The organism is Rhodococcus sp. NFXS4 (genome assembly GCF_058139645.1).
The window spans coordinates 1154151-1179888 of the sequence record NZ_CP192221.1; the positions used below are offsets into that span (position 1 = coordinate 1154151).

Sequence of the window (25738 nt, forward strand, 5' to 3'; positions counted from 1 at the left end):
CCCACCGTCAGGGCACCATGAACCCATGAGACGACGGTGGGTACGGCTGCAGGGCACGTTCTGGTTCGTTCCCGCGGTCCTGGGCGTCGTCGCCGTCGTCCTGGCTCAACTCCTGGTCGCCCTGGACCGGTGGCTCCTCGATCGGGGCATCGGGATCGGTGGGTCGCTGCTGTACCACGTGGGTGCGAGTGGCAGCCGGGACATCCTCGGCGCCATCGGCGGGTCGATGCTCGGAGTCGCGGCGACGTCCTTCTCCATCACCATCTCGGTCCTCGCGACGGCCAGTTCGACCTACGGCCCGCGACTGGTGCGCAACTTCATGGCGGACCGCGGGAACCAGGTGGTGCTCGGCATCTTCGGGGCGACCTTCCTCTACGCACTGATGGTGCTGCGCTCGATCCGGTCGCTCGACTCGGACGGCGACGTCTTCGTACCCGACATCGCGGTGAACGTCGCCGTGCTCCTCGCGGTGCTCGACGTGGGCGTCCTGGTGTACTTCATCCACCACATCGCCCAGTCGATCCAGGTGGCGACGCTGTCCTCGCGCGTGCGGGACGAACTCTCCGCCGCTGTCGACGAGCTCTACCCGACGGAGCCGCCGGCCGACGCGGCGTCGGATTCCGAGGTGACGCTGCCCGACCACGTCGACACGGTGCGTGCTCCGCGCTCCGGAGTCGTCGTCGACGTGGACGAGGACGCGGCGTTGTCCTCGGCCGTCGACGCCGATGCCGTCGTGGTGCTGCTCTGCAGACCGGGCGAGCACGTGATCGAGGGAGACGCCATCGCGGAGTCACGACGGTGGAGCGGATCCGCCTCCGCGTCACACCTGCGCGAGATCGAGTCCGCGGTCGAGATCGGCGACGAACGGACTCCGCAGCACGACATCGAGTTCGCCGTCGAGCAGCTGGCCGAGATGGCGGTGCGGGCTCTGTCCTCGGGTACGAACGATCCGTACACCGCTCGCAACGCCTTGGACGATCTGTCCGTCGGGATGGCCACTCTCGTCGGTCGTCCGCCGCCGTGCGGTGCCCGGACCGACGATGCCCGGACGGTACGGATCGTTCTGCGTCGGGTGCCCGTGGTCGACCTGATCGACCACGCGCTGGGAGCTGTTCGGATCTACGCGATGGCGAGCCCCATGGTGGTCGCTGCCGGTATCCGGATGGCGGAGCGGCTCGGTGCGGCAGCGACCGACACCGCGTCGATCGACCGCGTCCGGTACCACCTCGACCTCCTCGACGAGGCGTGCCGACGGGAGATGACGGATCCGGCCGGGCGGGATTCCTGCCTCGACCAGATCGACCGCGCGCGTGGGCGTCTCCGTACGGTCGCCGTGTCCGGCTCACCGTCAGGCACAGTGGAGTCGTAGATCCGCTGCGGAAAGGACCCTGTGCAGACCCGCCTCGCCTCTCTCGGGCTTCTCTCCATCCTGCTCGGCGCCGCGACGGTCGTCGTCCTCGATGTCGTCACCGCGATCGGGTCGCCGTCGCATCTGCGCCGCACCATCAGCGAGTACGGGTTGGGCGCGCAGCAGTGGGTGTTCACGGCCGGGGTGCTGCTCCTCGCCGTCGGATCCGGCGCCGTTCTGATCGCGGCCGTCCGGCAGTCGTTGCTGCGCGCGTCGTCGGTCGCCGCGGTGGCGATGACACTGTGGACGGTGGGACTCGTCGCCGTGGTCGCGGTTCCCAAGCAGGACTGGAGCAACGACGCGACGCTCGGACTCGGCGGCGCGGTGCACCGCGCGGGCGCCGCGGTCGCGTTCGTCAGCATCCCGGTGGCGGTGATCGCCCTCGCCGCGCCGTGGATCCGGTCGAGCGAGTGGGCCCGTCACGCCCGACGGACGTTCGTGCTGGGTGTGCTGTCCGTCGTGGCCATCACGCCCATCGGGTACGCGTTGCTCGTCGGCATGACCACCTCGACACCGTGGTACCGCGTCGTCACCCTCGGCCACGTCGAACGGATCCTCGTCGTCGTGGAGGTGATCGCGCTGATCTCGCTCGCGTCGTGGGTCCGCGCGAGCGCGCTCAGGGAGTCACCGCATCGCGTCGGTGACGCGGTCCACCAGCTCTGAGCCGTCGACGTTCAGAATGGGCGCCCACATGGAGGCCGCATCGGCGCCGTAGGCGTGACCGTGGCCTTCCGGCACCTCGGCGGCGAGCGCCATGTCGAGCGTCACCTGCCAGAAGGTGACCAGAGGGATCCACGTCATCCCCTTGTCGACGTCGACGCCGCGCGGTTCCCGGAGCCAGTCCGGCTTGCCGAACAGCAGGTCGAACGACCACCAGACGATCGGATCGCTGGGGTGCTGCCAGTACACGATGCGCGGGCTCTCCCAGTCCACCAGACCGGGTGCGTCGAGATCGGACGGCTCCGCGGCGAAGCGGACGTTCTGCCCGCCGTAGATCACGGGCAGGATCTCGGGGCTGCCCGGGTCCCGTGAGTCGGTGACACGCGACCACTGCTCGGAGAAGTTGGGCGTCCCCACCCACAGCGCGCCGTCGGTGCGAGCCAGCATGTCCTGCACTCCGGAGAAGGCGTCCTGGCCGCCGTACGACCCGAGCGATTCACCGAAGGTGAGGAGCGTCGGGCGATCGCTCTCGGGACGGTCCTGCACGCGCTGGTAGACGGCCTCGAAGACGGCGCGGCCCGCGATGAGCGGGGTGTCGCGATCGGCGAGGAACGCCAACGGACTGGGCAGGTACGAGTACTGGACCGCCGCGATCGCCGTGTCGCCGCCGGCGAGGTACTCGAGTGAGGACGCGACGGACGCGTTGACCCACCCTCGACCGGTGGTCGTCGCGATCGCCAGGTACTCGCGATCGAAGGCGCCGGTTCGGTCCAGTTCGGCGACGAGTCGGTCGGCGAGCGAGTCGACGGTGTCCCGGCCGAGGCCGAGCCCGTCGGCGTCGACGGACTTGCGTCCCGCATAGACCCGGATCGGGGTGAGGGCGGGCCGTCCCGTCACGGATGCGATCTCGTCCGACGTCGGGCCGCCCGCGACGAAGGTGCGCCCCTCGCGGCCCAGGGTGTCCCACTCCTCGTTCGACTCGGGCGAGCCCGACCGTTCGGGCGCCGACGGCGGTTCCACGCCCTCGGCGCTCCCGGTGTCGGCCGCAGCGGCGGACCCGTTGGAGATGCGTGAGATCCCGGTGGCAAGGAGCCCCTCGACGGCGAACACCAGCACCACACCGACGGCGACGACGGCGAGACCGCGCGAGACGGGCGGCGGGAGAACACGACCGATCAGTGCGATGAGAAGGTCTGTGACGCGGCGGATTCCGCGTGCCAGCGTGATCACCAGGACGACGACGATCGCGGCGACGACGAAGACTCCGGCGTAGTCCCACGACTGGCTCGGTTCGATGCCCACGAGTTCGCGAGAGATGTTCTGCCACCACGCCCCGAGGACGAGGAACAGCGGGAGCACGACGACTGCGGCGGCGCCGATCGCGTACCAGCCCCACCGCCTCAGTCGTTCGGGCCACTCGCGAGTGAGCTCCATCCGCCGGACGCCCCACACGACGAGAACGCCGACGCCGTAACCGCATGCGACCGAGAGGCCCGTGGCGACGGCCTGCAGGTACCACGGTCGGGGGAGAAGCGACGGGGACATCGACCAGCAGTAGAAGACCAGTCCGACGACGAGGCCGATCGGCTCGAAGCGGGAACACCACCGCCACAGTGCGGTGGCGATGCGTCCTCGCTGGTCCTTCGTGGTCACCGGGTGAGTCTAGGTGCTGCGCGGCGACTCCAACCGGGAGCGCAGGGTCCGATCGGTGACGGAGATCCCCTGGTTGATGAAGGGTTCGACCACCTTCGCGAGTGCCTTGCCCGTGAACCCGCCGGGGAACTCGTAGCGGAACTCGACGTCGGCGACGCAGTGTCCGTCGTCCACGGGGGTGACCACCCAGCGAGAACTGGTCTCGAAACCCTTCACCGACGACAACGCGATGACGGAACCGTCGACCCACTCGACGATGTCCACCGTGGAGTGCAGAGCTTTGGGTCCCAGCTTCATCTCGGCGTCGAAGCGATCGCCGGTGCCGCGCGACACCGGTCCGACGGGGACGAACGAGGTGACGCCGAACATCCAGTCCGGCACGTTCTCGTACGAGGACAGGTAGTCGAAGGTCGCCGACGCCGGTGCGGCGATCTCGACGTGCTTGGTGATGACGGGCATGAGGTCTCCTGGTGCGGCTGTGGTGTCAGGGATTCGGTCGGTCAGTCGATGCGGATGGTGAGAGCGTCGGACACGGGCACCGACTGGCAGGCCAGGCGCACTCCCCGGTCGAGCTCGTACTGATCCAGTGTGTCGTTGACGCGCATGTGCACGTCACCGCTGACGAGAGTGAACGCGCAGGCGCCGCAGTTGCCCTCGCGGCACACGAACGGGGCGTCGATTCCCTCGGCGAGCATGGCGTCGAGCAGCACGGTGTCGGGTGCGCAGTGGAACGAGTGATCGTCGCCCTCGACCTCCGCGGACACGGGAACGCCCGTGGCCGAGGACGTCTCGACGAGGGTGGTGTGGAACGGGTCGGTGGTGATCGACGTGAACACCTCACGGTGGATGTTCTCGGGCGACACCCCCGCCGCGAGGAGCCCCTGCTGCGCCACGTCCATGAACGGCCCCGGCCCGCAGAGGTACGCGTCGGCGTCGGCGATGCCGGAGACGGCGTCGGTGAGACCGGTGGCAGTGGGCAGGCCCGACGCCGACTCGTGCCAGTGCCGCACCGTGAGGCGGTCCGGATGCCGCTGCTGCAGATCGTCGAGGGTGGCGGCGAACATGACCGAGTCCGGGTCTCTGTTCGCGTAGAACAACACGACCTGCACGTCGTGCGACGCCAACGCGGTCTTGAGGATGGACAGCACGGGCGTGATGCCGCTGCCGGCGGCGACCAGGACGAGCGGGCGATCCCATCGCGCGGGAACGAAGGTGCCCGCGGGAGCCAGCGTCGTCAGTGCGGATCCTGTCGCCGCGGTGTCGCACAGCCAGTTCGACCCGAGGCCGCCCGCGGTGCGCTTGACGGAGATAGCGGGGCGCTCGCCGGTGTCGGGACTGCTCGACAACGAGTAGCACCGAGCGGCGGAACCGCCGTCGCTCAGAGGAATTTCGACCGTGAGGAACTGGCCCGGGCGGTAGCGCAGGGCCTCGCCGTCGGCGGTGGACAGGACCAACGTCACCGCGTTCGCCGTCTCGCGGATCACCTCGTCGACCTGCAGTCGGAGTGTGCGGACGGCGGTGTCCGCGGAGTCGATCGCCACGATGTCTTCCCCTCGTCGGCCGGGTGTGTCCGGCACTCCGGACTACACCGAAGATTGTTTCATTGAACTATAGGCCATTGACAAATGGCACAGTCATCCGTGACGCTTCCGGCATGACATCGACGCGTCCGATCCCCGAGCGGGGGTCCCTGCGGTCCCGCGCCGCGGCCCGAGCCACGCAGTCGACGTTGCGACCCATCGCGTCCCGACTGCCGTTCGGACGCGGCGGCGAACGCGTCGCCCGCGTCCTCGTCGAGGTGGCCATGCGTGCCTGCGGCGGAATCGCACCCGGCACGGTCGTCCGCACCGTGCGCGAGGACGGTGTGGTCGGGGAGTGGGTCGACGCCCGGGCAGGCCGGAGGCCGGTCGGAGATGGGGCAGGCCGGAGGCCGGTCGAGGGTGGGGCGGATCGCACGCCGGTCGAGGGTGGGGACGGTTCCGTGGACACCGCCGGCCCGATCCTCTATCTGCACGGCAGCGCGTACGCGATCTGTTCCGCACGGACGCACCGCGGCCTGGCGTCGCGGCTCTCCCGCGCGACGCAGCGTCCGGTCTTCGTGGTCGACTACCGACTCGCCCCGGAGTTCCCTTTCCCCGCCGCAGCCGACGACGTCGAGCGGGCGTACCGCTGGCTGCTGTCGAGCGGCCACGCACCCGAGTCGGTCGTCGTGGCCGGTGACTCGGCGGGCGGTCACCTCGCGCTGGACCTGGTGCTGGACAACGCCCGACGATCGGTTTTGCAGCCGAGTGCGGTCCTCCTGTTCTCGCCGTTGATCGATCTGACCTTCACCCTCGCGCAGAACCGGGAGCGTATCCGTCGCGACCCGATGATCTCCGCAGCGGCGGCGCGGGCACTCACCGCGCTCTACACACGCGGCGAGGATCCCGACGGGCGGCGCCTACGACTCGCGGTCGAGGCGGGAACGGCATTGCCACACTTCCTGGTTCAGGCCGGCGGTGCGGAGATGCTCGTCGCCGACGCCGAGCACCTGCGCGATCTGGTGGTCGATGCCGGTGGCACCTGCACGCTCGAGATCTGGCCCGACCAGATGCACGTGTTCCAGGCTCTGCCGCGCATCAGCCCGGAAGCGGACCGGGCACTCGCCCGCGCCGCACATGCCCTGACAGCCCTCCATCGAACAGAGACGAGACACTGATGTTCTCTCGGTCCAGACCACGCCTCACTCACGGGGCGGACGCCGTGGTCACCGGCGCCGGCAGTGGCATCGGCCGCGCCTTCGCGCTCGAGATCGCCCGCCGCGGTGGCCGCGTCGTCTGCGCGGACATCTCGCTCGAACGCGCCGAGGAGACGGTGCGGATGCTCGACGGCCCCGGCTTCGCCGTCCAGTGCGACGTCGCCGTGCAGTCGCAGGTCGAGGATCTCGCGCTGTTCGCCGAACTGGAGTTCGGTGGCGCGCCGACGCTCGTGATCAACAACGCCGGCGTCGGCATCGGTGGCAAGCCGGTGGGCGACATCGGGTTCGAGGACTGGAACTGGGCGCTCGGCATCAACCTGTGGGGAGTGGTCCACGGCTGCGAGACGTTCGTTCCGCTGCTCCGTACCGCGGGCCGCGGCGGCATCATCAACGTGGCTTCGGCCGCGGGATTCGCGGCGGCACCGACGATGGGGCCCTACAACGTCGGCAAGGCGGGCGTCATGTCGCTGTCCGAGACTCTCGCGGCCGAACTCTCCGGGTCGGGTGTCCACGTGACCGTGCTGTGCCCGACCTTCGTCAAGACCAACGTCGCGGTCGACGGTCGCATCACCGAGCGCTCCACGGAACTCGCGCAGAAGTTGATGCGGTGGACCGGCTTCTCACCCGAGCGGATCGCCGTCACCACGCTCGACGCGCACGACAGGAACCGCCTCTACGTCGTGCCCCAGCTCGACGCGAAAGCGATCTGGCTGACGAAACGGCTCCTCCCCACCCTCTACACCCGCGGAGCAGGGCTGCTCGACCGCCTGCTCCCCGGCGAGCCCGCCGCACAGTCCCTTCCCGCTGTTTCCGCCTCGACAGGAGTATGACGATGGCCTTCGACTTCGACGCCATGCTGGACAAGATCAAGGACCGCCAGTGGTCCCTCGCGGACATCGACTGGGACGCCCCCGGCGCCGAGATGATCCCGCCCGAGCAGCACGCCAAGCTCAAGCCGTTCCTGTCCGACCTCATGTGGATCGAGAACGTCGGTGCGCGCGGATTCGCCGCGATGGCACGCAAGGCGCCCACCGAGACGCTGCGCGAGATCTACCGTTACTTCCACGCGGAGGAGCAGAAGCACGCGAATGCCGAACTGGCACTGATGCGTCGGTGGGGCATGCTCGAGAACGACGAGATCCCGCAGCCGAACGTCAACGTCAAGCTGATCATCGACTGGCTCGACAAGTACTCGGATCAGACGCCGCTCGCCGTGCTGGGCACCGTCATCCCGATGCTCGAGGTCGCGCTCGACGGTGCGCTGGTCAAGTTCATCGTCGACGAGATCGACGACCCGGTCTGCCAGGAAGTGTTCAAGCGCATCAACGCCGACGAGTCGCGGCACCTCGCCGTCGACTTCGAGGTCATCGATCTGCTGGGCCACGCGAAGATGCGCCGCATTCTCGTCGAGACGATCGGCGCCTGGATGCATCCGTCGCTCATCATCGGCACCCTGCGGTACATCCCACTGCTGAACAAGATGCGGGACAACATCGTCGAGATGGGTGTCGACGAGGAGCGCCTCTACACCGCGATGAAGCGCTTCAAGAAGGTGGGCGAACGCAGCGAGTTCCCGAAGCGTCTGCCGATGTACCGCTTCATCAGCTGGCACGGGAGCGTCGTCATCAACCGCGACCACCCGTACCACAAGTTCGCCGACTCGATGGTGACGCTGACGGCCAAGTACCCGAAGCGGCTGCTGCGCCCGCAGCCCACGTGGTCCAAGGAACTCACGTACGAGCCCGTCGCATGACCGAGATTCTCTCCACCGCCATCATCGGAGGCGGATTTGCCGGCATCGGTGCCGCGATCCGGCTGCAGCAACGGGGGATTCGCGACATCGCCATCCTCGAACGCGGCACACGTGCCGGTGGGACCTGGCGTGACAACACGTATCCCGGTGCAGCCTGCGACATTCCGTCCCGCCTGTACTCGTACAGCTTCGCCCCCAATCCGGACTGGTCGCACACCTACTCCGGGAGTGCGGAGATCCTGGGCTACATCGACTCGATGGTCGAGAAGTTCGAGCTGAGCCGCTACCTCCGGTTCGGTCACACCGTCGTGGACGTCACCTGGCACGAGTCCCGGTCGCTCTGGGAGATCTCGGTCCAGGATCGGGAACCCGTCCTCGCCCGCACCGTCGTGATGGCGTCGGGACCGCTGGCGAACGTCAGCCTGCCCAAGATCCGCGGCGTCGAGACCTTCGCGGGAGCGAAGATCCACAGCGCCCGGTGGGACCACGACTACGACTTCGCCGGCAAGAAGGTCGCCGTCGTCGGCACCGGAGCCAGCGGCGTGCAGATCGTTCCCGAGCTGGTGAAGGTCGCCGAGTCGGTCAAGGTCTTTCAGCGCACGCCGGGATGGGTGCTGCCCCGCACCAACTTCCGCACCCGCGGACTGACTCGCGAGATCTACCGCCGCGTGCCCTTCAGTCAGAGCGTCGCGCGCAAGGCCTGGTTCTGGGGCCACGAGTCGGTCGCCCTCGGGGTCGTCTGGAACTCGCCGCTCACCCGCGTGGTGGAGGGAGTGTCGAAGCTGCACCTCCGCAGTCAGGTTCCGGATCCGTGGTTGCGGCGCCAGCTCACGCCGGAGTTCCGCGCCGGGTGCAAGCGCCTGCTGATGACCAGCAAGTACTACCCGGCGCTGCAGAAGGACAACTGCACGCTCGTCACCTGGCCCATCGCACAGATCTCCGAGAAGGGAATCCGCACGGTCGAGGGAGTCGAGCATCAGTTCGACGCGATCGTCTTCGCCACCGGGTTCGACGTCTCCAAGACCGGGTCGCCGATCCCCATCACCGGGCGCGACGGGCGCGTCCTCGCCGACGAGTGGAGCCGGGGAGCGCACGCCTACAAGTCGATCGCGGTGTCCGGGTACCCGAACATGTACTTCACGTTCGGGCCCAACTCCGGACCCGGCCACAGCTCCGCCCTGGTCTACATGGAGGCGCAGATCGACTACCTGGTCGATGCCATCGCCACCGCCGTGAACCAGAACTTCGTGCTCGACGTCCGCGCCTCGGTGCAGGCCGAGTACAACGCGGACCTGCAGCAGCGGCTGACCAAGACGACGTGGAACTCGGGGTGCTCGAGCTGGTACCTCACCGAGGACGGTTTCAACGCCACGATGTTCCCGGGCTTCGCCACGCAGTACGTCAAGCAGCTCGAGACGGTGCTGTTGCCGGACTACTCGGTGACGGCGGCAGCGACGGCACCGGTCGACGAGGTCGTCGCCGCGGTGTGACCGAGCGTTAGTCTGGAGGTCCGGCCGAGTGGAGGAGTGAGTCGATGACCGAGTACCGCATCGACGAACTGGCTCATGCCGCGGGCACGACCTCGCGCAACGTCCGGGCCTACCGTGAACGTGGACTGCTCCCGCCCCCGCGCAAGCGGGGGCGGGTCGGCATCTACGACGACTCGCACCTCGCCCGGCTGCGACTGATCGACATCCTGCTCCAGCGCGGCTACACGACCACACACATCAGCGACTTCATCGACGGTTGGGAGAGCGGCAAGGACCTCACCGAGGTTCTCGGTCTGCAGCGCGCCCTCACCGAGCCGTGGTCGACGACCGGCGAGGTGCAGTCGGTCTCCGTCGACGAGGCGCGGCAGATGCTCGGCGACCCCGACGGCGTCCAGCTGTCCAGGCTCGTGGAGTACGGACTCGCCCGCATCGACGGCGACCGATGCACATTCACCGATCCGAAGCTGTTGCAGGGCTTCACCTCCCTCGCGACCTACGGCTTCGGGATCCGCGAGGTCATGGACATCCACGAACGGCTCCATGCGGCCGTCGACGGAATGTCCAAGGACATGATCTCGACTGTGAAGAGTCACATCGTCGACCGCTACGGCGAGGGCTGGATTCCCGAGGGTGACGACGTCCTCCGAGCCACCGAGATGTTGCAGATCATGCGCACTCTCGCAGTCGATTCCGTGCATTCGTTGCTCGGCCGCACACTCGACCGCAACCTGCAGGAGCAGCTCGGCGAGTACCTCGAGGTCGCGATCGACAACACCTCTCGTTCGGACCGTCACACAGCCTGACCTCGCTTTTCGGACCAATGGGGCATGGTGGAGTCATGAACCGCACCAGACTGTCCGCCGCTGTCGCCCTCGCCGGCGCCACCGCCCTCGTTCTGACCAGTTGCTCGTCGTCGAGCGAGGAGGGGCAGGCGACGCCGGCGTCCTCCAGCGCTGCTCCGTCGTCGTCCAGCACTGCTCCGTCATCGTCGGCGGCGAGTACGTCCTCGAGCGCCGCCTCGAATGCCACCGTCTACACGTTGCCGGGAACCGGCGTGTTCCCCGAGGGCATCACCGCCGACGACGACACCTTCTACGTCTCGTCGACCTCCGACGGCGCCATCTTCCGCGGCACGGTCGGCAACACCACCGTCGAACCGTTCCTCCCCGGTGGACAGGACGGTCGCACCGGCGCGGCGGGACTGGACGTCGACGGGGACGACGACGAGAACACCCTCGTCGTGGCGGGCGGCGCGACCGGCACCGTCTGGATCTACGACGCCGAGTCCGGCGCACTGCGCGGGAAGTTCACCAACGGGCTCGGCCAGGACGCCACGTTCCTCAACGACGTCGTCATCGCCGACAACGGCGACGCCTTCATCACCGACTCGCGCAACCCCACGCTGTGGCGCATCCCGGCGAACGCCACCGGCGAGGGCCAGTTGGAGCCGTTCGTCGACTTCACCGGATCCCCGTTCGCGTACGGCGAGGGCTTCAACGCCAACGGCATCGTCGAGGCGGACGACGACAACGCATTGGTGATCGTGCAGTCCAGCACCGGCAACCTGTACCGCGTGGCCCGCGACTCGAAGGCCGTCACGCAGGTGGACCTCGGCGGCGCGACACTTCAGAACGGCGACGGCATGGAGATGGAGGACGACACGCTCTACGTGGTTCGCAACCGCGACAGCCTCATCGCCACAGTCGATCTCGACGACGACGGCAACCGTGGGCGGGTGACCGGTGAGATCACCGACCCCAGCTTCGCCTACCCCACCACCGTCGCCGACGTCGACGATCAGCTGCTGGTGGTCAACAGCCAATTCGACAAGCGCGGTGGCACTCCGGTGGAGCCCTTCACCGTGGTCGGTGTGCCTGAGCGGTAGGGGGTGGCTTGGGGTGTGCGCTGGTTGCGTGAGGTGCGGTCGGTCGGTCGGTGCGTGCGCGACGGTGGTTGGCGGCTCGTAGCGGTGGTGTGCGCGGGTTGCGTGGCGCGCACACCCCTTTCCGCCGGCGGAGCGGGGTGTGGGCGGCTGGAAGTAGTGCGGGTCGGTCGGCTGGGTGGTGCTTTGCCGGTGGTTGGCGGCTCGTGGCGGTGGTGTGCGCGGGTTGCGTGGCGCGCACACCCCTTTCCGCCGGCGGAGCGGGGTGAAGGTGGCTGGAAGTAGTGCGGGTCGGTCAGCGAGGGCCGGTGTTGCCGATGCGGGACGTCGAGTCAACCTCCGTTTCCTGGTACCCGCGACCCGCTTCGAGGAAGGCCTCGCGGAGGTTGGTGACGGCGGTGATGTGGGCCGCGAGCACGGAGCTCAGTGAACCCTCCGGGCCGTGGGTGAGGTCGGAGTACTTGCGTGCTAGCGCGATTCCGGAGGGAAGGGTGCCGAAACCCGCGCTGAATTCGAGCGCATTGATCGACGGCAGCAGTTCGGCGAGGTCACTGACGAATTGTTCGCACGCTGACGCGCACCTGCGCGAAGAATCGGCGGAGATGATGAGGTCATCGGTCATGGAAAGTTCTTCCTTCGCGGGTCAACGGGGGATGCTGGAAGCGAATGCTTGCGCCCCGGTCCTCGCCACAGCGCACACATCCGCGGTGACGGAGGAAGCGAGATTCCGTTCAGCACGAAACACCACAGAACCCTCTCGCCAATCGAACGCGATACTGCAGGCAGCGAGTTGCTGGTCGCCGCGATCGCGGAACGAGAACGCGCCGACACCCAAGTCGTCGACAGCGCTGAACCTGTCCGAGGTCGGACTGGTCCTGAGCGCGTCGAGCGTCCGGGTAGTGGAGAAGACGGTCAGGAACTGATCGCTCCCCTTCCATGTGCACCACTTCCAGGTGTCGTCGAGTGGAAGCGTGAGCTGGTCGACAACGACAGCCGGATCTGCCCCCGCCGCCCGGATGGCCTCGTCGGGTACCACGATGCAGGGGTCGAAGAGTTCCATCGCGACCGGCTCGGCGGTGCCGCTCACCCCACCGCACCCGGTGAGTGACGCGACGACTGCCGCGACAGCGAGTACCCCACAGTTCCTGTGCACACGTCGTTGGACGCACGCTCCGCTCCTGCGGTTCCGTGCTCCCACTGCACACAACGGTGTCCCCACGGGCACATCCGACCATCCGGAACCGTTCTGTGTGCAGAAATGCGCGGCGGGAACCGAGCGGGTGGTTGCGGCGTCGAAGGCTGTACCGCGCCACGGCGGACGATCGGAAGGCCTTGACCATGCACTCGACTACTCTGCCCGTTCCTTCCAGCGGTATCGGAAGTCTGACCAACGCAACATCATTGGCCGTGCTCGTCGCGTTCGCGACCCAGTGTGCGGTGTCGTGTGTCGCCGCGATCGCGGGATTCGGCGCCGTCGTCGTCAGTGCCCTCGCTGCCTTCGCGAGTGCGGACGAGTCGCCCGGCGCGATGTTCGTGGGCTCACTCGCCGATGCGTGGGCGTTCGTTCTCGTCGTCGCTGCGGTGGGGCACGGGGTGCTCGCGACGATGATCGTGCAACGCCGACGTTCGGCACGCGTCGTCGTGACGGCAGTGGCCCTCGTGTGGGCGGTGGCGCTGGTGCACTCCCCGATGGTGTGGCCGTTGGTGGTGGTGCAGGCGGGTTCTGCGCTGGCGTGGTGGATCCCGACGCCACGGCGCCCGACCCCCAACTGACTCACACGAGCAGCGCGGCGATGGACCCGGGGAACGTCTCGTCGGGCCTGCGTTCGTAGAGCTCGGCGGGGCGTCCGCCCGCAGCCGATGTGGTGGCGCCCGTACCGACCAGCGCCCCGATCACATGACGGCGGAAGGTGTCCTTGCGCAGCGGGCGGTCGAACACGGTCTCGTACAGGGTGCGCAGGTCGAGCAGCGTGAAGGTGGTTCCCAGCAGGTGCGACGGATCAGGACGGGTGAGGTAGCGAGACCGCAGGTCGCCCACGGCGGCCGACACCATGTCGGCATGGTCGAAGGCCATCGGTTCCACAGGCCGATCCGCCTCGACGGCCAGGAGATCGGTGTCGGAAGGCAGGGAGTCGGTGGGCGCCTCCGCGCAGTGCGCCATCGACAGGACCCATCCTCGATCGTCGCGGTCGGGAGCGTCGAACATCCGGATCTGATGGAACTCGACGCCGTCGATGCCGGCCTTGGTGCTCAACGCGCGCCTCGCCGCATCGGCGAGCGTCTCGCCCGGATGCAGGAATGTGCCGGGAAGTGCAGCTCCCCAGGGTGATTCCACCGTCACCACGTTCAGCGTTCCGCCGTGGACGGTGAGAACGGCGACGTCGACAGCGACGGACGGTCGTGGGTACGTCGTCAGATCGGAGGGCATGGGTTGCAGCTTAGCGCAGTGGTGCGTTATGGTTAGCGCACAAACGAGCAAAGGGGAAGACATGAAGCTGACCGACGAACAGAAGAACCGCGCCGAGGGCGTCGTGCTCGGCACCGCAGCCGGTGACGCACTGGGCGCCGGATACGAATTCGGCTACCCGACGCCCGAGACGGTGATCGACATGATCGGCGGCGGCACCTTCGACTGGGCGCCCGGCGAGTGGACGGACGACACGTCGATGGCCCTCTGCATCGCCGAGGCGCTGGTGGAGGGCCGGGGACTCGACGGCGTCGCGGCGAACTTCGTGGCCTGGATCGACACGAACCCGGCGGACGTCGGTATCCAGACGCGCACGGTGTTGTCCCGGCGCAGCAGGTCGGCTACCGAGATGACCGCCGTCGCCGCAGGACTGTCCGGCAGGACAGGTGGCAACGGTTCGCTGATGAGAACTGCCCCGGTGGCGCTGGCGTATCTCGACGACCCGGATCAGCTCTCGGTGGCCGCTGCGCAGATCAGCGCCCTGACGCACAGTGATCCGCAGGCGGGGGAGGCATGCCAGATCTGGAGTGCCGGCATCCGGCACGCCGTCCTGCACGGCACCTACGACGGCATCTCGCTGTACCTCGACGCGGCGGAGCCGTCGGTGCGCGACACCTGGGCGCCGTTGCTCGACGCCGCGGAGAAGGGGCGCCCGTCGGACTTCGACAGGAACGGGTGGGTGGTGCACGCGCTCCAGACGGCCTGGTCGGCCATCACGACCACCGAGGAGAACGGGGACCAGCTGACAGCGGCGCTGGAGGCGTGTGTCCGCGCGGGCGGCGACACCGACACCACCGCGGCCATAGCCGGTGGGCTTCTCGGCGCACGCTGGGGCGCCTCGGTGATCCCCGAGGCGTGGACCACGATCCTGCACGGGTACCCCGGACGACGAGCCGCGGACCTCGCGGATCTGGGACGTCGCCTCGCAGAAGGAGCAGCAGCATGAGTGTCATCGATGTGGTCACCGGAGACATCACCACCGTGCGCGCGGACGTGATCGTCAATGCCGCCAACTCGACCCTCCTCGGTGGAGGCGGGGTGGACGGCGCCATCCACCGCGCAGGCGGACGAGAGATCCTCGACGCCTGCAAGATTCTGCGGGCGACGACCCTCCCGAACGGACTCGACACGGGTGCCGCCGTCGCGACGCCCGCAGGCCGTCTGCCGGCGAGGTGGGTCGTCCACACAGTGGGGCCGCGGTACTCGGCCCGCGAGGACCGCTCGCCGATCCTGCGCGCAGCGTACGAGCGCTCCCTTCTCCTGGCTCACTCGCTCGGAGCATCCTCGATCGCGTTCCCGCTCATCTCGGGCGGTGCGTACGGATGGCCGGTGGAGCTGGCGGTCGCCGAACAGGTGCGCGCGGTGACGTCGGCGCCCGTGTCCGTGGATCTCGTGACCCTGGTGGCCTACTCGGCCGAGGTGCACCGCATGACGACGCGGGCCGTCGGATGACCGGTCATCGCCGACGTGCTCGCCACGCAGACCAGGCGCCGGTGGCCCACAGAGCCCAGATCACCAGCAATGGCTGGAACAGCAGCCGGATACCTCGTGCCCGATCGGTGTCCAGACCGAAAGCGTCTGTGTGCGTGACGAACTGAGAGATGTTGCCCGGGAACACGGCGACGAAGAACAGCGCCGTGACCCACCCCACCGCCACCCGGTACCGCGTCACGGCGATGAGAGCCAGGCCCAGCACCACCTCGACGACACCCGATGCGACCACCACGAGATCGGTGTCGAGCGGCATCCACGTCGGTACCTGCGCGGCGAACTCCTGCCGGGCCCAGAACAGGTGGCTCAGTCCGGCGAACACCAGGAACGCGCCGAGGACGAGCCGCCCGACGATACGAGGCACGGTCGCAGGGGCAGGGCGCGTGGTCATGCCTGCCACCCTACGAGGCGCCGCGCTGCCGGTCCGGTCGGCCGAGAACGCGGCCCAGCTCCTCGTGCGCGTAGACCCTGTTCTCGCAGTAGACGGCGCCGCCGACGCACTCCTCGTCGTCGCAGTCGCAGAACCTGTACGGCTCCGCGTTCCAGCGGCTGCCGTACTGCGACCCCGGCTCCGCGACGAGTGCGGCGACCTCGCGCACCGTCCTCTGCTCGCTGCGTCTGCGCTGCCCCCGGCGATGTCCGCCCATGTCCGTCCCCCCGTTGTCGGTGGCGTCACGCTAGGGGAGGGGTACGACAGGCGCCGGCTGATGTTGAGTGATGCAGTGGATGCCGCCGCCCCGGGCGAACAGCGGCCGGGCGTCGACGCTCACGACGCGTCGGCCGGGATAGGCCTCGGACAGGATGTGCACCGCCTCGTCGTCGTTCGGATCGTCGAAGCTGCAGGCGATGACCCCGCCGTTGACCACGTAATGGTTGATGTAGCTGTAGTCGACGACGCCCTCGTCGTCCCGCAGCACGGTCGGTGCGGGAACCGAAACGACACGGAGTCCCTCCCGGGTGAGGAGATCCATGACGTCGCGGCTGATCTCGTGGTCCGGATGCGCGGGGTCGCGCTGATCGTGCACGAGGGCGACGCCCGGCGTCGGCATCGCGGCGACGATGTCCACGTGGCCGCGGGTGCCGTAGGTCTCCGAGTCCCGAGTCAGGCCGCGCGGCAACCAGATCGTGCGGTCGACACCGAGAGTGCGGGACAGCTCCGCCTCGACGTCCTGCTTCGACCAGGTGGGGTTGCGTCCGCTGTCGAGCTGCACCGTGTCGGTGAGGAGGACAGTTCCGGCGCCGTCGGCCTGGATGCCGCCGCCCTCGTTGACCATGTCGGACGCGACGACCGGAACGCCGGCCGCCCGCGCCACCAGTGCACCGATCCGGGCGTCGTTCTCCCACGTCGCCCACTCCTGCGCGCCCCACCCGTTGAAGATCCAGTCCACCGCGCCGACGGTTCCGTCGTCCGAGACCACGAAGGTCGGCCCGATGTCGCGCATCCACGCGTCGTCGAGAGGTGCCTCGAGGATCGTGATGCCCGATCCCAGGTACTCCGCGGCGATGCGTGCCTCACGGGGATCCACCACGACGGTCACCGGCTCGAACTCGGCCACGGCGCGTGCGACGGCGGCCCACGTCGTGCGAGCCTCGTGGCGCTCCTCCTCGGTGTCGCCGAGCGAGTAACCGTGGCTGGGGAACGCCATCCAGGTGCGCTCGTGCGGTTCGCCCTCGGCGGGCATGCGCCACGTCACCGGGTACCCGCCACGGGCCGGGTGAGGGTGCCGTACGTGTCCGGACGTCGAGTGTCGAGGAACGGGAACAGCGTCAGCCAGTCGCCACGCTGGTCGAGGTCGAGATCGGCGACCAGGACGGCCGAGCGGTCGCGGGGAGCCGACACGAGAACGCGGCCGTACGGGTCGGAGATGAACGAGGAACCGTAGAACGTGATGGCGCCCTCGTCACCGTGGCGATTGGGTACCACCATGAACGTGCCGTTCGCGATGCCGTTGCCGACGATGACCTGCTGCCAGAGAGGTTGGGTGTCGAAGTCGGGGTGATCCGGCTCCGAGCCGATGGCCGTCGGATAGACCAGGACCTCCGCGCCGGCCACCGAGTAGGCCCGCGCGACCTCGGGGAACCACTCGTCCCAGCACGTCGGCATTCCCAGTGCGAGGTCCGCCGCACGGTGCACGGGGTACGGGTCGTCGGCAGGTCCGGGGCGGAAGTACGTGTCCTCGTGGTAGCCGGCGGTGACGGGAATGTGCAGTTTCCGAGTCCGGGCCGTCACCTCGCCGTCGGGCGAGACCAGGACGGCGGTGTTGTACCCGAGGCCGTCGCCGACGGTGTCGTCGCGTTCGTACAGCGACGCGTGCACGACGATGCCGTGACGCGCGGCGACCTCGGCGGCGAAGGTGACCGTCGGCCCGGTGGCCAGGTCCTCCGCGCTGCGGGCGGGGTTCTCGCCGCCCGGCACGAACGCCGGATAGCGGCTGAGGGTCAGCTCCGGGAGGAAGACGATGCGAGCGCCTTCCCCTGCCGCAGTGGCGATCCCGTCCTCCAGTTCGGCGCGCAACACGCTCGGATCCTCGTGCCACCGATGCTGCACCAGCGCCACTCGTACCGGTGGGCGGCCGGTCTCGCGCGTGCGGGCGGGCGACGGCGGAGGGGTGGTGGCGGTGATGGTCAGCATCGGGTGTCCTCGTCCGTAAAACGAATGTGATTCGTTAAGTATGGTGTGACTACGGCCCGAACGCAAGAGGAAGGAGCCGGCGATGCCGCGTCCGTCGACACGGTTGCTGTCCACCGACCTGATCACCGATACCGCACTCGCGCTGGTCGATCGGCACGGCGACTTCACGATGCCGGGACTCGCCGAGCGGCTGGCGGTGCGGCCGTCGTCGTTGTACAACCACGTGGCGGGGCGGGCCGAGATCGTGGAATTGATGCGTACGCGCATGATGGCGGGCATCGAGATCCCGGCCGACTCCCGCGACTGGAGTGAGGCGGTCTCCCACATCGCGCAGGAGTACCGCCGCCACTACGCCCGACATCCGCGCGCCATCCCGCTGTTCACGGCGCACACGGTGCGCTCCGCCGTGGCGTTCGACATGTACAACGCGTTGGCGACGGCCCTGTCCGACGGCGGCTTCGCGCCCGCCGAGGTGCTGCACGCGATCACCGCCGTCGACAGTTTCGTCCTGGGGTCAGCGCTCGATCTCGCAGCGCCCGAACAGGTCTGGGCCTCGGCTGACGAGGCGAACGACGCCATGCGCGCGGCGCTGGAGACCTCGGGCGCCGGCCGCGCGGACGCGGCGTTCGATTTCGGGCTCGCAGTGCTCATCGCGGGGCTGCAGGCACGCTCGCCCCGCAGCTGACGAGCCCCGCAGCTGACGAGCCTCTCAGCTGACGAGCCTCTCAGCCCACCAGGTCGGCTTCGTCCTTCAGAGCCTCGGTGTCGACGGTGAGCGTCTCGCCGCGGAAGAACGCCGGCGTCACGAAGCGCATGACCATCATGAGAACCGCACCCACGATGAGGATGCCGAAGCCCAGGAAGAACACCAGTCCGATGCCGCCGATCTCGGCGCCGCTGCCGTTCTCCGGGTCCATGCTCTCCTCGACCGAGACGACGAACACCGCCAACAGGACCAGGCCACCGAGCAACGGGAAGGTCAACCGGAACAACGTGTTCCGAACGCTGGCGAACAGGGTTCGGCGGAAGTGCCACACGCAGGCGAACGCGGTGATGCCGTAGTACCAGCAGATCATGATGCCCAGTGCCGCGATGGTGTCGATCAGGGTGTTCTCCGACAGGAAGGTCACCGCCGTGTAGAAGACCGCGGTGATCACACCGGCCGCGACGGTGGCGGCGGAGGGGACGAGGAACCGCGGGCTCACCTCGGCGAGCTTCTTGGGGAAGGCGCCGTAGGCCGCCATCGCGAGCGACGTCCGCGCCGCCGGCAGGAACGTGGTCTGCAGGCTGGCGATCGAGGAGACGAAGACCGCGAGGTAGAGCAGCATGCCGCCCCAGCTGCCGAGTACCGGATCGGCCAGGGCACCGAAGACGTTCTCCGCGTTGTCGGGATTGCCGAGCCCCAGGCCCTCCTCGCCGACACCGGCGTACATCATCGCGGCGACCGCGACGAGCAGGTAGGTCAGCAGGATGGTCGCGACGCACAGCAGCCCCGCGCGCCCCGGTGTCTTCGTGGGGTTCTTGGACTCCTCGCCCAGCGTCAGGCACGTGTCCCATCCCCAGAACGCGAAGATCGAGCCGGTGACGCCGATGACGAAGGCGCCCATGGTGAGTCCGCTGAACGGATCGAACCAGCCGATGTCGAACGACAACCCGGCCGGTGCGTCCCCCGCGCTGACGTGGACCAGCGCGACGACGGCGAACGCGATCAACAGCACCATCTGGAAGCCGACGAGCGCGAACTGGAGCTTCTCGCTCGTCGTGATCCCGCGGCTGGCCACCCACGTGGCGAGAGCGATGAACACGACCGTCGTACCGACGTTGACCAGTTTGTTGCCCGGCAGGTCGGCGATGGAGGGAGTGTCGAACAGCTTCGCGATGAACAGATAGAAGAACTGCACGGCGATGGCCGCGAGGTTGGAGAGCACGATGATGGTCGCGATGACCATGCCCCAGCCGCACATCCAGCCCACGTAGGGCCCGAAGGCCTTGGTGGACCAGGTGAACGAGGCGCCGCAGTCGGGGGAGTCGGAGTTCAACTCCCGGTACGCGTAGGCGGTGAGGAACATGGGGATGAACCCGGCGATGAAGATGGCCGGCATCTTCAGGCCCACCGCGGCGACGATCAACCCGATGCTGGCGGTGAGCGTGTATCCGGGTGCGACGGAGGAGATGCCGAGAACGGCGCCGGACAACGTGCCGATCCGTCCGACGGCCAGTCCCTTGGACGACGTGAGTTCACTGCTCATCGGGAAGCCTCCGTCGGATCGGTGCTGCTGGGCATGTCGGAACGGAACTCGGTGCTGGGCACCACCACCATGGGAACGGGCAGTGCCCGCAACATCTTCGACGCGGTCGAGCCGAGGAACAGGCGGCGCGGTTGTGCCAGTCGGCTGGACCCGACGACGACCACGTCGCCGTCCTCCCACGTCAGACCGGACACCGCGGCCTCGACCGTCGAGCCGTCGGCAACCGAGGACGTCACCGCCAGACTCTCGGGCAGACCGGACCGGGCGGCGTCGAGCATCTGCTGTGCGTGGTCGATGGCGCGCGCCTCTCGGTCCGGGTCGCGCAGGGACTCGACGTCGGAGGTGTCGTCGAGCGGAACGAGCGAGAGCAGTCGCAGCGACGTGTGCATCCGCTCGCACGACCGGACCGCGGTGCGCAGCACGAGGTCGGCGCCCGTGCGGGTGCCCATGGCACACGTCACCTCGCGGATCCGGTCGGCTGTCGACGTGCGATACCCGAACGGCGCCAGGGCCAACGGGATCGGGGCGGAGTGCAGCAGCTCGGTCGACACGGTGCCCAGAGTGTGGCGTCCGAGCAGGCCGTCCTTGGCGCCACCGACGACGATGGCGTCCGACCCGAGCCGCGCCGCCTCGTCCATGAGGCCGGACGAGAACGACTCCGAGAAGCTCAGATGCACCGCGGTCTCGATGTCGTCGGGCACCGACGCGGCTGCCTGGTCGAGCCACGCCCGGCCGCGCTGGGCGAGCAGTTCGGCGAACCTGGCCTCGGCCGGGACGGCGCGGTCGGGCGGCACCACCATGCAGATGTCCAACGCCGCACCCAGACTGCGGGCCAGCTGCACACCCAGGACGAGCCCGTCCTCTCCTGTGGGAGTGGCGAGATAACCGACGATCAACCGCATGGTGCGTCCCTTCGGGAAGCTTCGGTGGAACCGGACCTACTGGAAAGCCACGTACTTCGTGTCGAGGTACTCGTCGATGCCCTCGGTGCCACCCTCACTGCCGAGACCGGACTGCTTGACTCCGCCGAACGGGGCTGCGACATCGGACACGACGCCCCGGTTCACACCGACCATGCCGCTCGCGATCCTGTCCGAGACACGCAGTGCCCGATCGAGATCGCGGGTGTAGATGTATGCGGCGAGTCCGAACTCTGTGTCGTTGGCGGCATCGACGGCGTCCTGCTCGTCCACGAAACTCGTGATGGCCGCGACGGGTCCGAAGATCTCCTCGCGCACGATGCGTGCGGACGGCGGAACCTCGTCGAGCACGGTGGGTTCGAAGAACCAGCCCGGGCCGTCGATGACGTGACCACCCGTGCGCACGCGGGCGCCGGCGGCGACCGCATCGTCGACGAGGGATCGGACGTTGGTGCGCTGCTTCTCGTTCACCAGCGGCCCCACGTTCGTCCCGTCGCTCGAGCCGGGCCCGACGGTGAGCGCCGCGATCCGTGCGGTGAGCTTCTCCGTGAACTCCTCGCGGACGCTCTCGGCGACGATGAGGCGGTTGGCAGCCGTGCAGGCCTCTCCGCCGTTGCGCATCTTCGCCGCCATGGCGCCGTCGACGGCGGCATCGATGTCGGCATCGTCGAAGACTACGAACGGTGCGTTACCACCGAGTTCCATCGACGTACGCAGAACGTTGCGCGCCGACTGCTCGATGAGGATCTTGCCCACCCGCGTGGAACCGGTGAAGGTGACCTTGCGGAGTCGCCCGTCGGCGAGCAGGGGCTCGGTGACCGCGGGAGCGTTCGACGCGGGAAGTACCGACAGGACCCCGGCCGGCAACCCGGCGCCCGCCATGATCTCGGCGAGCAGCAGCATCGTCAGCGGCGTGTCCTCGGCCGGCTTCACCAGTACCGTGCACCCGGCCGCCAGGGCGGGGCCGATCTTGCGGGTTCCCATGGCCAGCGGGAAGTTCCACGGAGTCACCGCGAGAACAGGACCCACCGGAACCTTCGCGACGAGGATGCGGCCCGCGCCGGACGGAGATCGCGTGTAGCGGCCCTGGATGCGCACCGCCTCCTCGCTGAACCAGCGGAGGAACTCGGCGCCGTACGTCACCTCGCCGCGGCTCTCCGGGAGGGCCTTGCCCATCTCGAGAGTCATGAGGAGCGCGAGATCCTCCGTGCGCTCGATCACCGCCTCCCACGCTGCGCGCAGGATCGTCGACCGTGTCCGAGGTGCGGTCGCCGCCCACTCGTCCTGCACGGCGACGGCGCTGTCGAGCGCCCGCAGTGCGTCCTTCTCACCGGCATCGGCGACGCGGGCCAGCACGTCACCGGTGGCGGGATCGTGCACCGCGAACGTGCCGCCGTCCGCGGCGTCGACGAACGCGCCGTCGATCCACAGACCGGTGGGGACGGAGGCGAGCAGGGAAGCAGAGTCGGTCACTGTGCCGCCAGCGTTCGAACCGTGTTCTCCAGCACCGTCATCGCGTCGTCGAGAAGCTCGTCGCTGATCACGAGGGGAGGCAGCAACCGGATGACGTTGCCGTACGTCCCGCAGGTGAGCAGTACGACACCCTCCGCGAGAGCATGCGCCGCGATGGCCTTGGTGATGACGGGATCCGGGATGTCGGTGCCCGGCTGGACGAGCTCGATGGCGAGCATCGCACCGCGTCCGCGGACGTCGCCGATCACCGAGGTCTCCTCGGCGAGGGCGCGCAGGCGCGGCATGGCGAGGGACTCGATGTGGCGGGCGCGTCCGGACAGGTCGAGTGCGGTCATGGTCTCGATGGCGGCGAGGGCAGCCGCGCAGGCCACCGGGTTGCCTCCGTACGTTCCGCCGAGCCCGCCCGCGTGGACGAGGTCGAGGAGATCCGCGCGACCGGTGATGGCCGACAACGGCATTCCGCCTGCCATTCCCTTCGCCATCGTGATGATGTCGGGGACGATTCCCTCGTCGTCGCTCGCGAACCACGACCCGGTTCGACAGAACCCGGTCTGTACCTCGTCGGCGATGAACACGACGCCGTTCTCTCGCGCCCAGGCTTGCAGAGTCGGCAGGAATCCGGGTGCGGGAACGATGAACCCGCCCTCGCCCTGAATGGGCTCGATGATGACGGCGGCCACCGCGTCGGCGCCGATCTGCTTCTCGATGCGGTCGATCGACGCCAGCGCGGCCTGCTCACCGGTCAGCCCCGGCTGGTCGCGGTAGGGGTACGACATCGGCATCCGGTAGATCTCCGGTGCGAAGGGCCCGAAGTTCGTCTTGTACGGCATGGTCTTCGCCGTCAGTGCCATCGTGAGGTTCGTCCGGCCGTGGTACGCGTGGTCGAAGGCCACGACGGCGTCGCGGCCGGTCGCCAGTCGCGCGACCTTGATCGCGTTCTCGACAGCTTCTGCGCCCGAGTTGAACAGGACGCTGCGCTTCTCGTGGTCACCCGGGGTCAGCTCGGCGAGCTTCTCCGCGACGGCGATGTAGCCCTCGTACGGCGTCACCATGAAACAGGTGTGCGTGAAGTGGCCGACCTGCTCCCGGACGGCCTCCGCGACAGCGGGATCGGAGGCGCCGACACTCGTGACGGCGATGCCGGCGCCGAGGTCGATCATCGAGTTGCCGTCGACGTCGACGATCACGCCGCCATCGGCATCGGCCGCGTAGACGGGAACGCTGGAACCGACGCCGGCGGCGACGGTGGCGCGTCGTCGGGCCGTCAGTTCCTGTGAACGCGGTCCGGGAAGTTCGGTGAGGAGAGCGCGCTTCTGAGGAAGGCGGTAGCTGATGTCCATGGTGAAGTCCTTCGCAGAGCAGGGAATGTCAGTCGTGGGAGCTCATGACGTGCTTGAGGCGGGTGTAGTCCTCGACGCCGTAGGCCGAGAGGTCCTTGCCGTAGCCGGAGTACTTGAAGCCGCCGTGCGGCATCTCGGCGACGAGTGGGATGTGGCAGTTGATCCAGACGGCGCCGAAGTCCAGCGCCGCACTGACGCGTTGGGTGACGCCGTGGTCCTTGGTCCAGATGCTCGAGGCCAGCCCGAACCGAACGTCGTTGGCCTTCTCGATCGCCTCGGCCTCGTCGGCGAACGGTTGCACCGTCAGCACCGGTCCGAACGTCTCCTCCTGGACGATGTCGTCCCGCTGGTCGACTCCGGTGATCACGGTGGGCTCGAGGTAGAAGCCCTTGTCTCCCACTCGGTTGCCACCGGTGACGATCGTCGCGGAGGCCGGGAGGTTCGCGAGCTTGTCGGTGACGGTCGCGTAGTGACGACTGTTGTTGAGCGGTCCGTAGAACGCGTCCGCGTCGTCCGGGCTGCCCGGTGTCAGCTCGCGGGCCTTGGCCGCGAGCGCGTCGACGAGTTGATCGTGAATCGACTCGTGCACCAGCACGCGGGTCGCCGCGGTGCAGTCCTGACCGGCGTTGAAGAAGGCCGCCTCGGCGATACCGCTCGCGGCCGAGGCGATGTCGACGTCGCCGAAGACGATGGCCGGAGCCTTGCCGCCGAGCTCGAGATGGGCGCGCTTGAGCTGGCGGGCGGCGGCGACGGCGACCTCGATGCCCGCACGAACGGACCCGGTGATGGACACCAGGCCCAGCGACCGATGCCCGACGAGTGTCGCGCCGGTCCCGCCGTCACCGAGCACCACGTTGAGCACTCCGTCGGGAAGGATTCCCTTGGACAGCTTCGCGAGCACCAGAGTGCTCTCGGGCGTGGTGTCGCTCGGCTTGAGAACGATCGTGTTGCCGGCCGCGAGCGCCGGCCCGATCTTCCAGATGGCCATCATGAGTGGGTAGTTCCAGGGCGTCACCTGGCCGACGACACCGATGGGCTCGCGGCGGACGTAGGAGGTGAAACCCTCCATGTACTCGCCGGCGGACTTCCCCTCGAGCATCCGGGCTGCACCCGCGAAGAACCGCAGCTGGTCGGCTCCGACGGTCACCTCCTCGTCGGCGATGACCTGCTTCAGCTGGCCGGTGTTGCGGCTCTGCGCCTCGACGAGCTCGTCCGAGTGGGCCTCGAGGGCGTCGGCGAGCTTCAGCAGGGCGGTCTGCCGGGTCTTCGGAGTCGTCTTGCCCCACGTGGCGAAGGCGCGCTCCGCGGCGGCCACGGCGTCGTTCACGTCGGCCTCGGTGGAGATGGGGGAGACGCCCACGATCTCCTCGGTGACCGGACTCATCAGGTCGAGAGTCAGGGTGGACGAACTGGCGACGAACTCGCCGTCGATGTAGTTGCGGAGCACGTCGTGCGACACGAGGTACCTCTCCGTCGGGGCGGCTGGGTGGTTCGATCAGTGTGCGCCTGACGCTGCGAAACGGCAGCGGACAAAACGATGATCGTCCGGGGGTGGGGCACTCCGACTTGTCCAGTGCGGTAGC

Annotated in this window: 27 protein-coding genes; 12 read left to right on the plus strand and 15 right to left on the minus strand. The window is 68.4% G+C overall.

Annotated features, from left to right (window positions below):
- Window positions 1-25 precede the first annotated feature (25 nt).
- Both J4E04_RS05315 and J4E04_RS05320 read left to right on the plus strand, forming a co-directional pair.
- Window positions 26-1369, plus strand: coding sequence for a DUF2254 domain-containing protein (locus tag J4E04_RS05315; protein ID WP_490150081.1), 1344 nt, complete (start codon window positions 26-28; stop codon window positions 1367-1369).
- Between the two features lie 21 nt (window positions 1370-1390).
- Window positions 1391-2071, plus strand: coding sequence for a DUF998 domain-containing protein (locus J4E04_RS05320; protein WP_490150082.1), 681 nt, complete (start codon window positions 1391-1393; stop codon window positions 2069-2071).
- On the opposite strand, the gene J4E04_RS05325 is transcribed toward J4E04_RS05320, so the two are convergent.
- From J4E04_RS05325 to J4E04_RS05335, 3 genes are all read right to left on the minus strand, one after another.
- Window positions 2033-3613 (minus strand): alpha/beta hydrolase, encoded by a 1581-nt coding sequence (locus J4E04_RS05325; protein ID WP_490150504.1) that lies wholly within the window; start codon window positions 3611-3613, stop codon window positions 2033-2035. The genes J4E04_RS05320 and J4E04_RS05325 overlap by 39 nt on opposite strands.
- A gap of 117 nt (window positions 3614-3730) precedes the next feature.
- Entirely contained in the window at window positions 3731-4180 is a 450-nt protein-coding gene (locus tag J4E04_RS05330) for an SRPBCC family protein (protein WP_051613146.1), read from the minus strand.
- A 41-nt stretch (window positions 4181-4221) separates the two neighbouring features.
- Window positions 4222-5262, minus strand: a complete 1041-nt coding sequence (locus tag J4E04_RS05335; RefSeq protein ID WP_490150083.1) for a 2Fe-2S iron-sulfur cluster-binding protein — start codon at window positions 5260-5262, stop codon at window positions 4222-4224.
- A gap of 113 nt (window positions 5263-5375) precedes the next feature.
- On the opposite strand from J4E04_RS05335, the gene J4E04_RS05340 reads away from it, so the two are divergent.
- Genes J4E04_RS05340 through J4E04_RS05365 form a run of 6 tightly spaced genes read left to right on the plus strand, consistent with a single transcriptional unit; the run spans window position 5376 to window position 11586 of the window.
- Window positions 5376-6419 carry an alpha/beta hydrolase fold domain-containing protein gene (locus J4E04_RS05340; protein WP_490150084.1) on the plus strand — a complete coding sequence of 348 codons (1044 nt, stop codon included), beginning with the start codon at window positions 5376-5378 and terminating at the stop codon, window positions 6417-6419.
- Window positions 6419-7288 (plus strand): SDR family NAD(P)-dependent oxidoreductase, encoded by an 870-nt coding sequence (locus J4E04_RS05345; protein ID WP_490150085.1) that lies wholly within the window; start codon window positions 6419-6421, stop codon window positions 7286-7288. The genes J4E04_RS05340 and J4E04_RS05345 overlap by 1 nt, the downstream gene beginning before the upstream one ends.
- Before the next feature lie 2 nt (window positions 7289-7290).
- Window positions 7291-8211 carry a hypothetical protein gene (locus J4E04_RS05350; RefSeq protein WP_027504905.1) on the plus strand — a complete coding sequence of 307 codons (921 nt, stop codon included), beginning with the start codon at window positions 7291-7293 and terminating at the stop codon, window positions 8209-8211.
- Window positions 8208-9701: a flavin-containing monooxygenase gene (locus J4E04_RS05355; RefSeq protein WP_222632788.1), complete on the plus strand. Its 1494-nt coding sequence runs from the start codon at window positions 8208-8210 to the stop codon at window positions 9699-9701. The genes J4E04_RS05350 and J4E04_RS05355 overlap by 4 nt, the downstream gene beginning before the upstream one ends.
- A 44-nt stretch (window positions 9702-9745) precedes the next feature.
- Complete coding sequence (locus J4E04_RS05360; RefSeq protein ID WP_222645844.1) at window positions 9746-10504, plus strand: MerR family transcriptional regulator; 759 nt, start codon at window positions 9746-9748, stop codon at window positions 10502-10504.
- 35 nt (window positions 10505-10539) lie between these two features.
- Complete coding sequence (locus J4E04_RS05365; protein ID WP_490150086.1) at window positions 10540-11586, plus strand: SMP-30/gluconolactonase/LRE family protein; 1047 nt, start codon at window positions 10540-10542, stop codon at window positions 11584-11586.
- A 292-nt stretch (window positions 11587-11878) separates the two neighbouring features.
- Here J4E04_RS05365 and J4E04_RS05370 read toward each other — a convergent pair whose 3' ends face one another.
- Both J4E04_RS05370 and J4E04_RS05375 read right to left on the minus strand, forming a co-directional pair.
- Complete coding sequence (locus J4E04_RS05370) at window positions 11879-12205, minus strand: hypothetical protein (RefSeq protein WP_490150087.1); 327 nt, start codon at window positions 12203-12205, stop codon at window positions 11879-11881.
- Window positions 12206-12226: 21 nt separating this feature from the next.
- Window positions 12227-12670 (minus strand): DUF3558 family protein, encoded by a 444-nt coding sequence (locus J4E04_RS05375; protein ID WP_490150088.1) that lies wholly within the window; start codon window positions 12668-12670, stop codon window positions 12227-12229.
- 251 nt (window positions 12671-12921) lie between these two features.
- Here J4E04_RS05375 and J4E04_RS05380 point away from each other — a divergent pair, with 251 nt between their 5' ends.
- Window positions 12922-13356, plus strand: coding sequence for a hypothetical protein (locus J4E04_RS05380; protein WP_490150089.1), 435 nt, complete (start codon window positions 12922-12924; stop codon window positions 13354-13356).
- A gap of 1 nt (window position 13357) precedes the next feature.
- Here the strand turns inward: J4E04_RS05380 and J4E04_RS05385 are convergent, their stop codons facing one another.
- Complete coding sequence (locus tag J4E04_RS05385; RefSeq protein ID WP_490150090.1) at window positions 13358-14011, minus strand: NUDIX hydrolase; 654 nt, start codon at window positions 14009-14011, stop codon at window positions 13358-13360.
- A gap of 61 nt (window positions 14012-14072) precedes the next feature.
- Here J4E04_RS05385 and J4E04_RS05390 point away from each other — a divergent pair, with 61 nt between their 5' ends.
- The gene (locus tag J4E04_RS05390; RefSeq protein WP_222645852.1) at window positions 14073-14996 is read left to right on the plus strand and encodes an ADP-ribosylglycohydrolase family protein; all 924 of its coding nucleotides are present in this window, start codon (window positions 14073-14075) and stop codon (window positions 14994-14996) included.
- Window positions 14993-15502 carry an O-acetyl-ADP-ribose deacetylase gene (locus tag J4E04_RS05395; RefSeq protein WP_056448287.1) on the plus strand — a complete coding sequence of 170 codons (510 nt, stop codon included), beginning with the start codon at window positions 14993-14995 and terminating at the stop codon, window positions 15500-15502. Before J4E04_RS05390 ends, J4E04_RS05395 begins: the two co-directional genes overlap by 4 nt.
- A 4-nt stretch (window positions 15503-15506) precedes the next feature.
- Here J4E04_RS05395 and J4E04_RS05400 read toward each other — a convergent pair whose 3' ends face one another.
- The 4 genes from J4E04_RS05400 to J4E04_RS05415 are packed head-to-tail and all read right to left on the minus strand — an operon-like array spanning window position 15507 to window position 18173.
- Complete coding sequence (locus tag J4E04_RS05400; protein WP_490150091.1) at window positions 15507-15932, minus strand: DoxX family protein; 426 nt, start codon at window positions 15930-15932, stop codon at window positions 15507-15509.
- Between the two features lie 10 nt (window positions 15933-15942).
- A complete protein-coding gene (locus J4E04_RS05405) occupies window positions 15943-16188 on the minus strand; it encodes a hypothetical protein (RefSeq protein WP_027504915.1) in 246 nt (81 codons plus the stop codon).
- A 30-nt stretch (window positions 16189-16218) separates the two neighbouring features.
- Complete coding sequence (locus J4E04_RS05410) at window positions 16219-17235, minus strand: agmatine deiminase family protein (protein ID WP_490150092.1); 1017 nt, start codon at window positions 17233-17235, stop codon at window positions 16219-16221.
- Window positions 17232-18173, minus strand: coding sequence for a nitrilase-related carbon-nitrogen hydrolase (locus tag J4E04_RS05415; RefSeq protein WP_490150093.1), 942 nt, complete (start codon window positions 18171-18173; stop codon window positions 17232-17234). Before J4E04_RS05415 ends, J4E04_RS05410 begins: the two co-directional genes overlap by 4 nt.
- 82 nt (window positions 18174-18255) lie before the next feature.
- Between J4E04_RS05415 and J4E04_RS05420 the strand changes: the two genes are divergently transcribed.
- Window positions 18256-18858: a TetR/AcrR family transcriptional regulator gene (locus J4E04_RS05420; protein WP_490150094.1), complete on the plus strand. Its 603-nt coding sequence runs from the start codon at window positions 18256-18258 to the stop codon at window positions 18856-18858.
- A gap of 40 nt (window positions 18859-18898) precedes the next feature.
- On the opposite strand, the gene J4E04_RS05425 is transcribed toward J4E04_RS05420, so the two are convergent.
- The 5 genes from J4E04_RS05425 to J4E04_RS05445 are packed head-to-tail and all read right to left on the minus strand — an operon-like array spanning window position 18899 to window position 25614.
- The gene (locus J4E04_RS05425) at window positions 18899-20422 is read right to left on the minus strand and encodes an APC family permease (RefSeq protein WP_490150095.1); all 1524 of its coding nucleotides are present in this window, start codon (window positions 20420-20422) and stop codon (window positions 18899-18901) included.
- Window positions 20419-21324: a universal stress protein gene (locus J4E04_RS05430; protein WP_490150096.1), complete on the minus strand. Its 906-nt coding sequence runs from the start codon at window positions 21322-21324 to the stop codon at window positions 20419-20421. The genes J4E04_RS05425 and J4E04_RS05430 overlap by 4 nt, the downstream gene beginning before the upstream one ends.
- Window positions 21325-21360: 36 nt before the next feature.
- Window positions 21361-22815: an NAD-dependent succinate-semialdehyde dehydrogenase gene (locus J4E04_RS05435; protein WP_490150097.1), complete on the minus strand. Its 1455-nt coding sequence runs from the start codon at window positions 22813-22815 to the stop codon at window positions 21361-21363.
- A complete protein-coding gene (gabT, locus tag J4E04_RS05440; protein ID WP_307091842.1) occupies window positions 22812-24155 on the minus strand; it encodes a 4-aminobutyrate--2-oxoglutarate transaminase in 1344 nt (447 codons plus the stop codon). The genes J4E04_RS05435 and gabT overlap by 4 nt, the downstream gene beginning before the upstream one ends.
- A gap of 28 nt (window positions 24156-24183) precedes the next feature.
- A complete protein-coding gene (locus J4E04_RS05445; protein ID WP_490150098.1) occupies window positions 24184-25614 on the minus strand; it encodes a gamma-aminobutyraldehyde dehydrogenase in 1431 nt (476 codons plus the stop codon).
- Window positions 25615-25738: the final 124 nt, after the last annotated feature.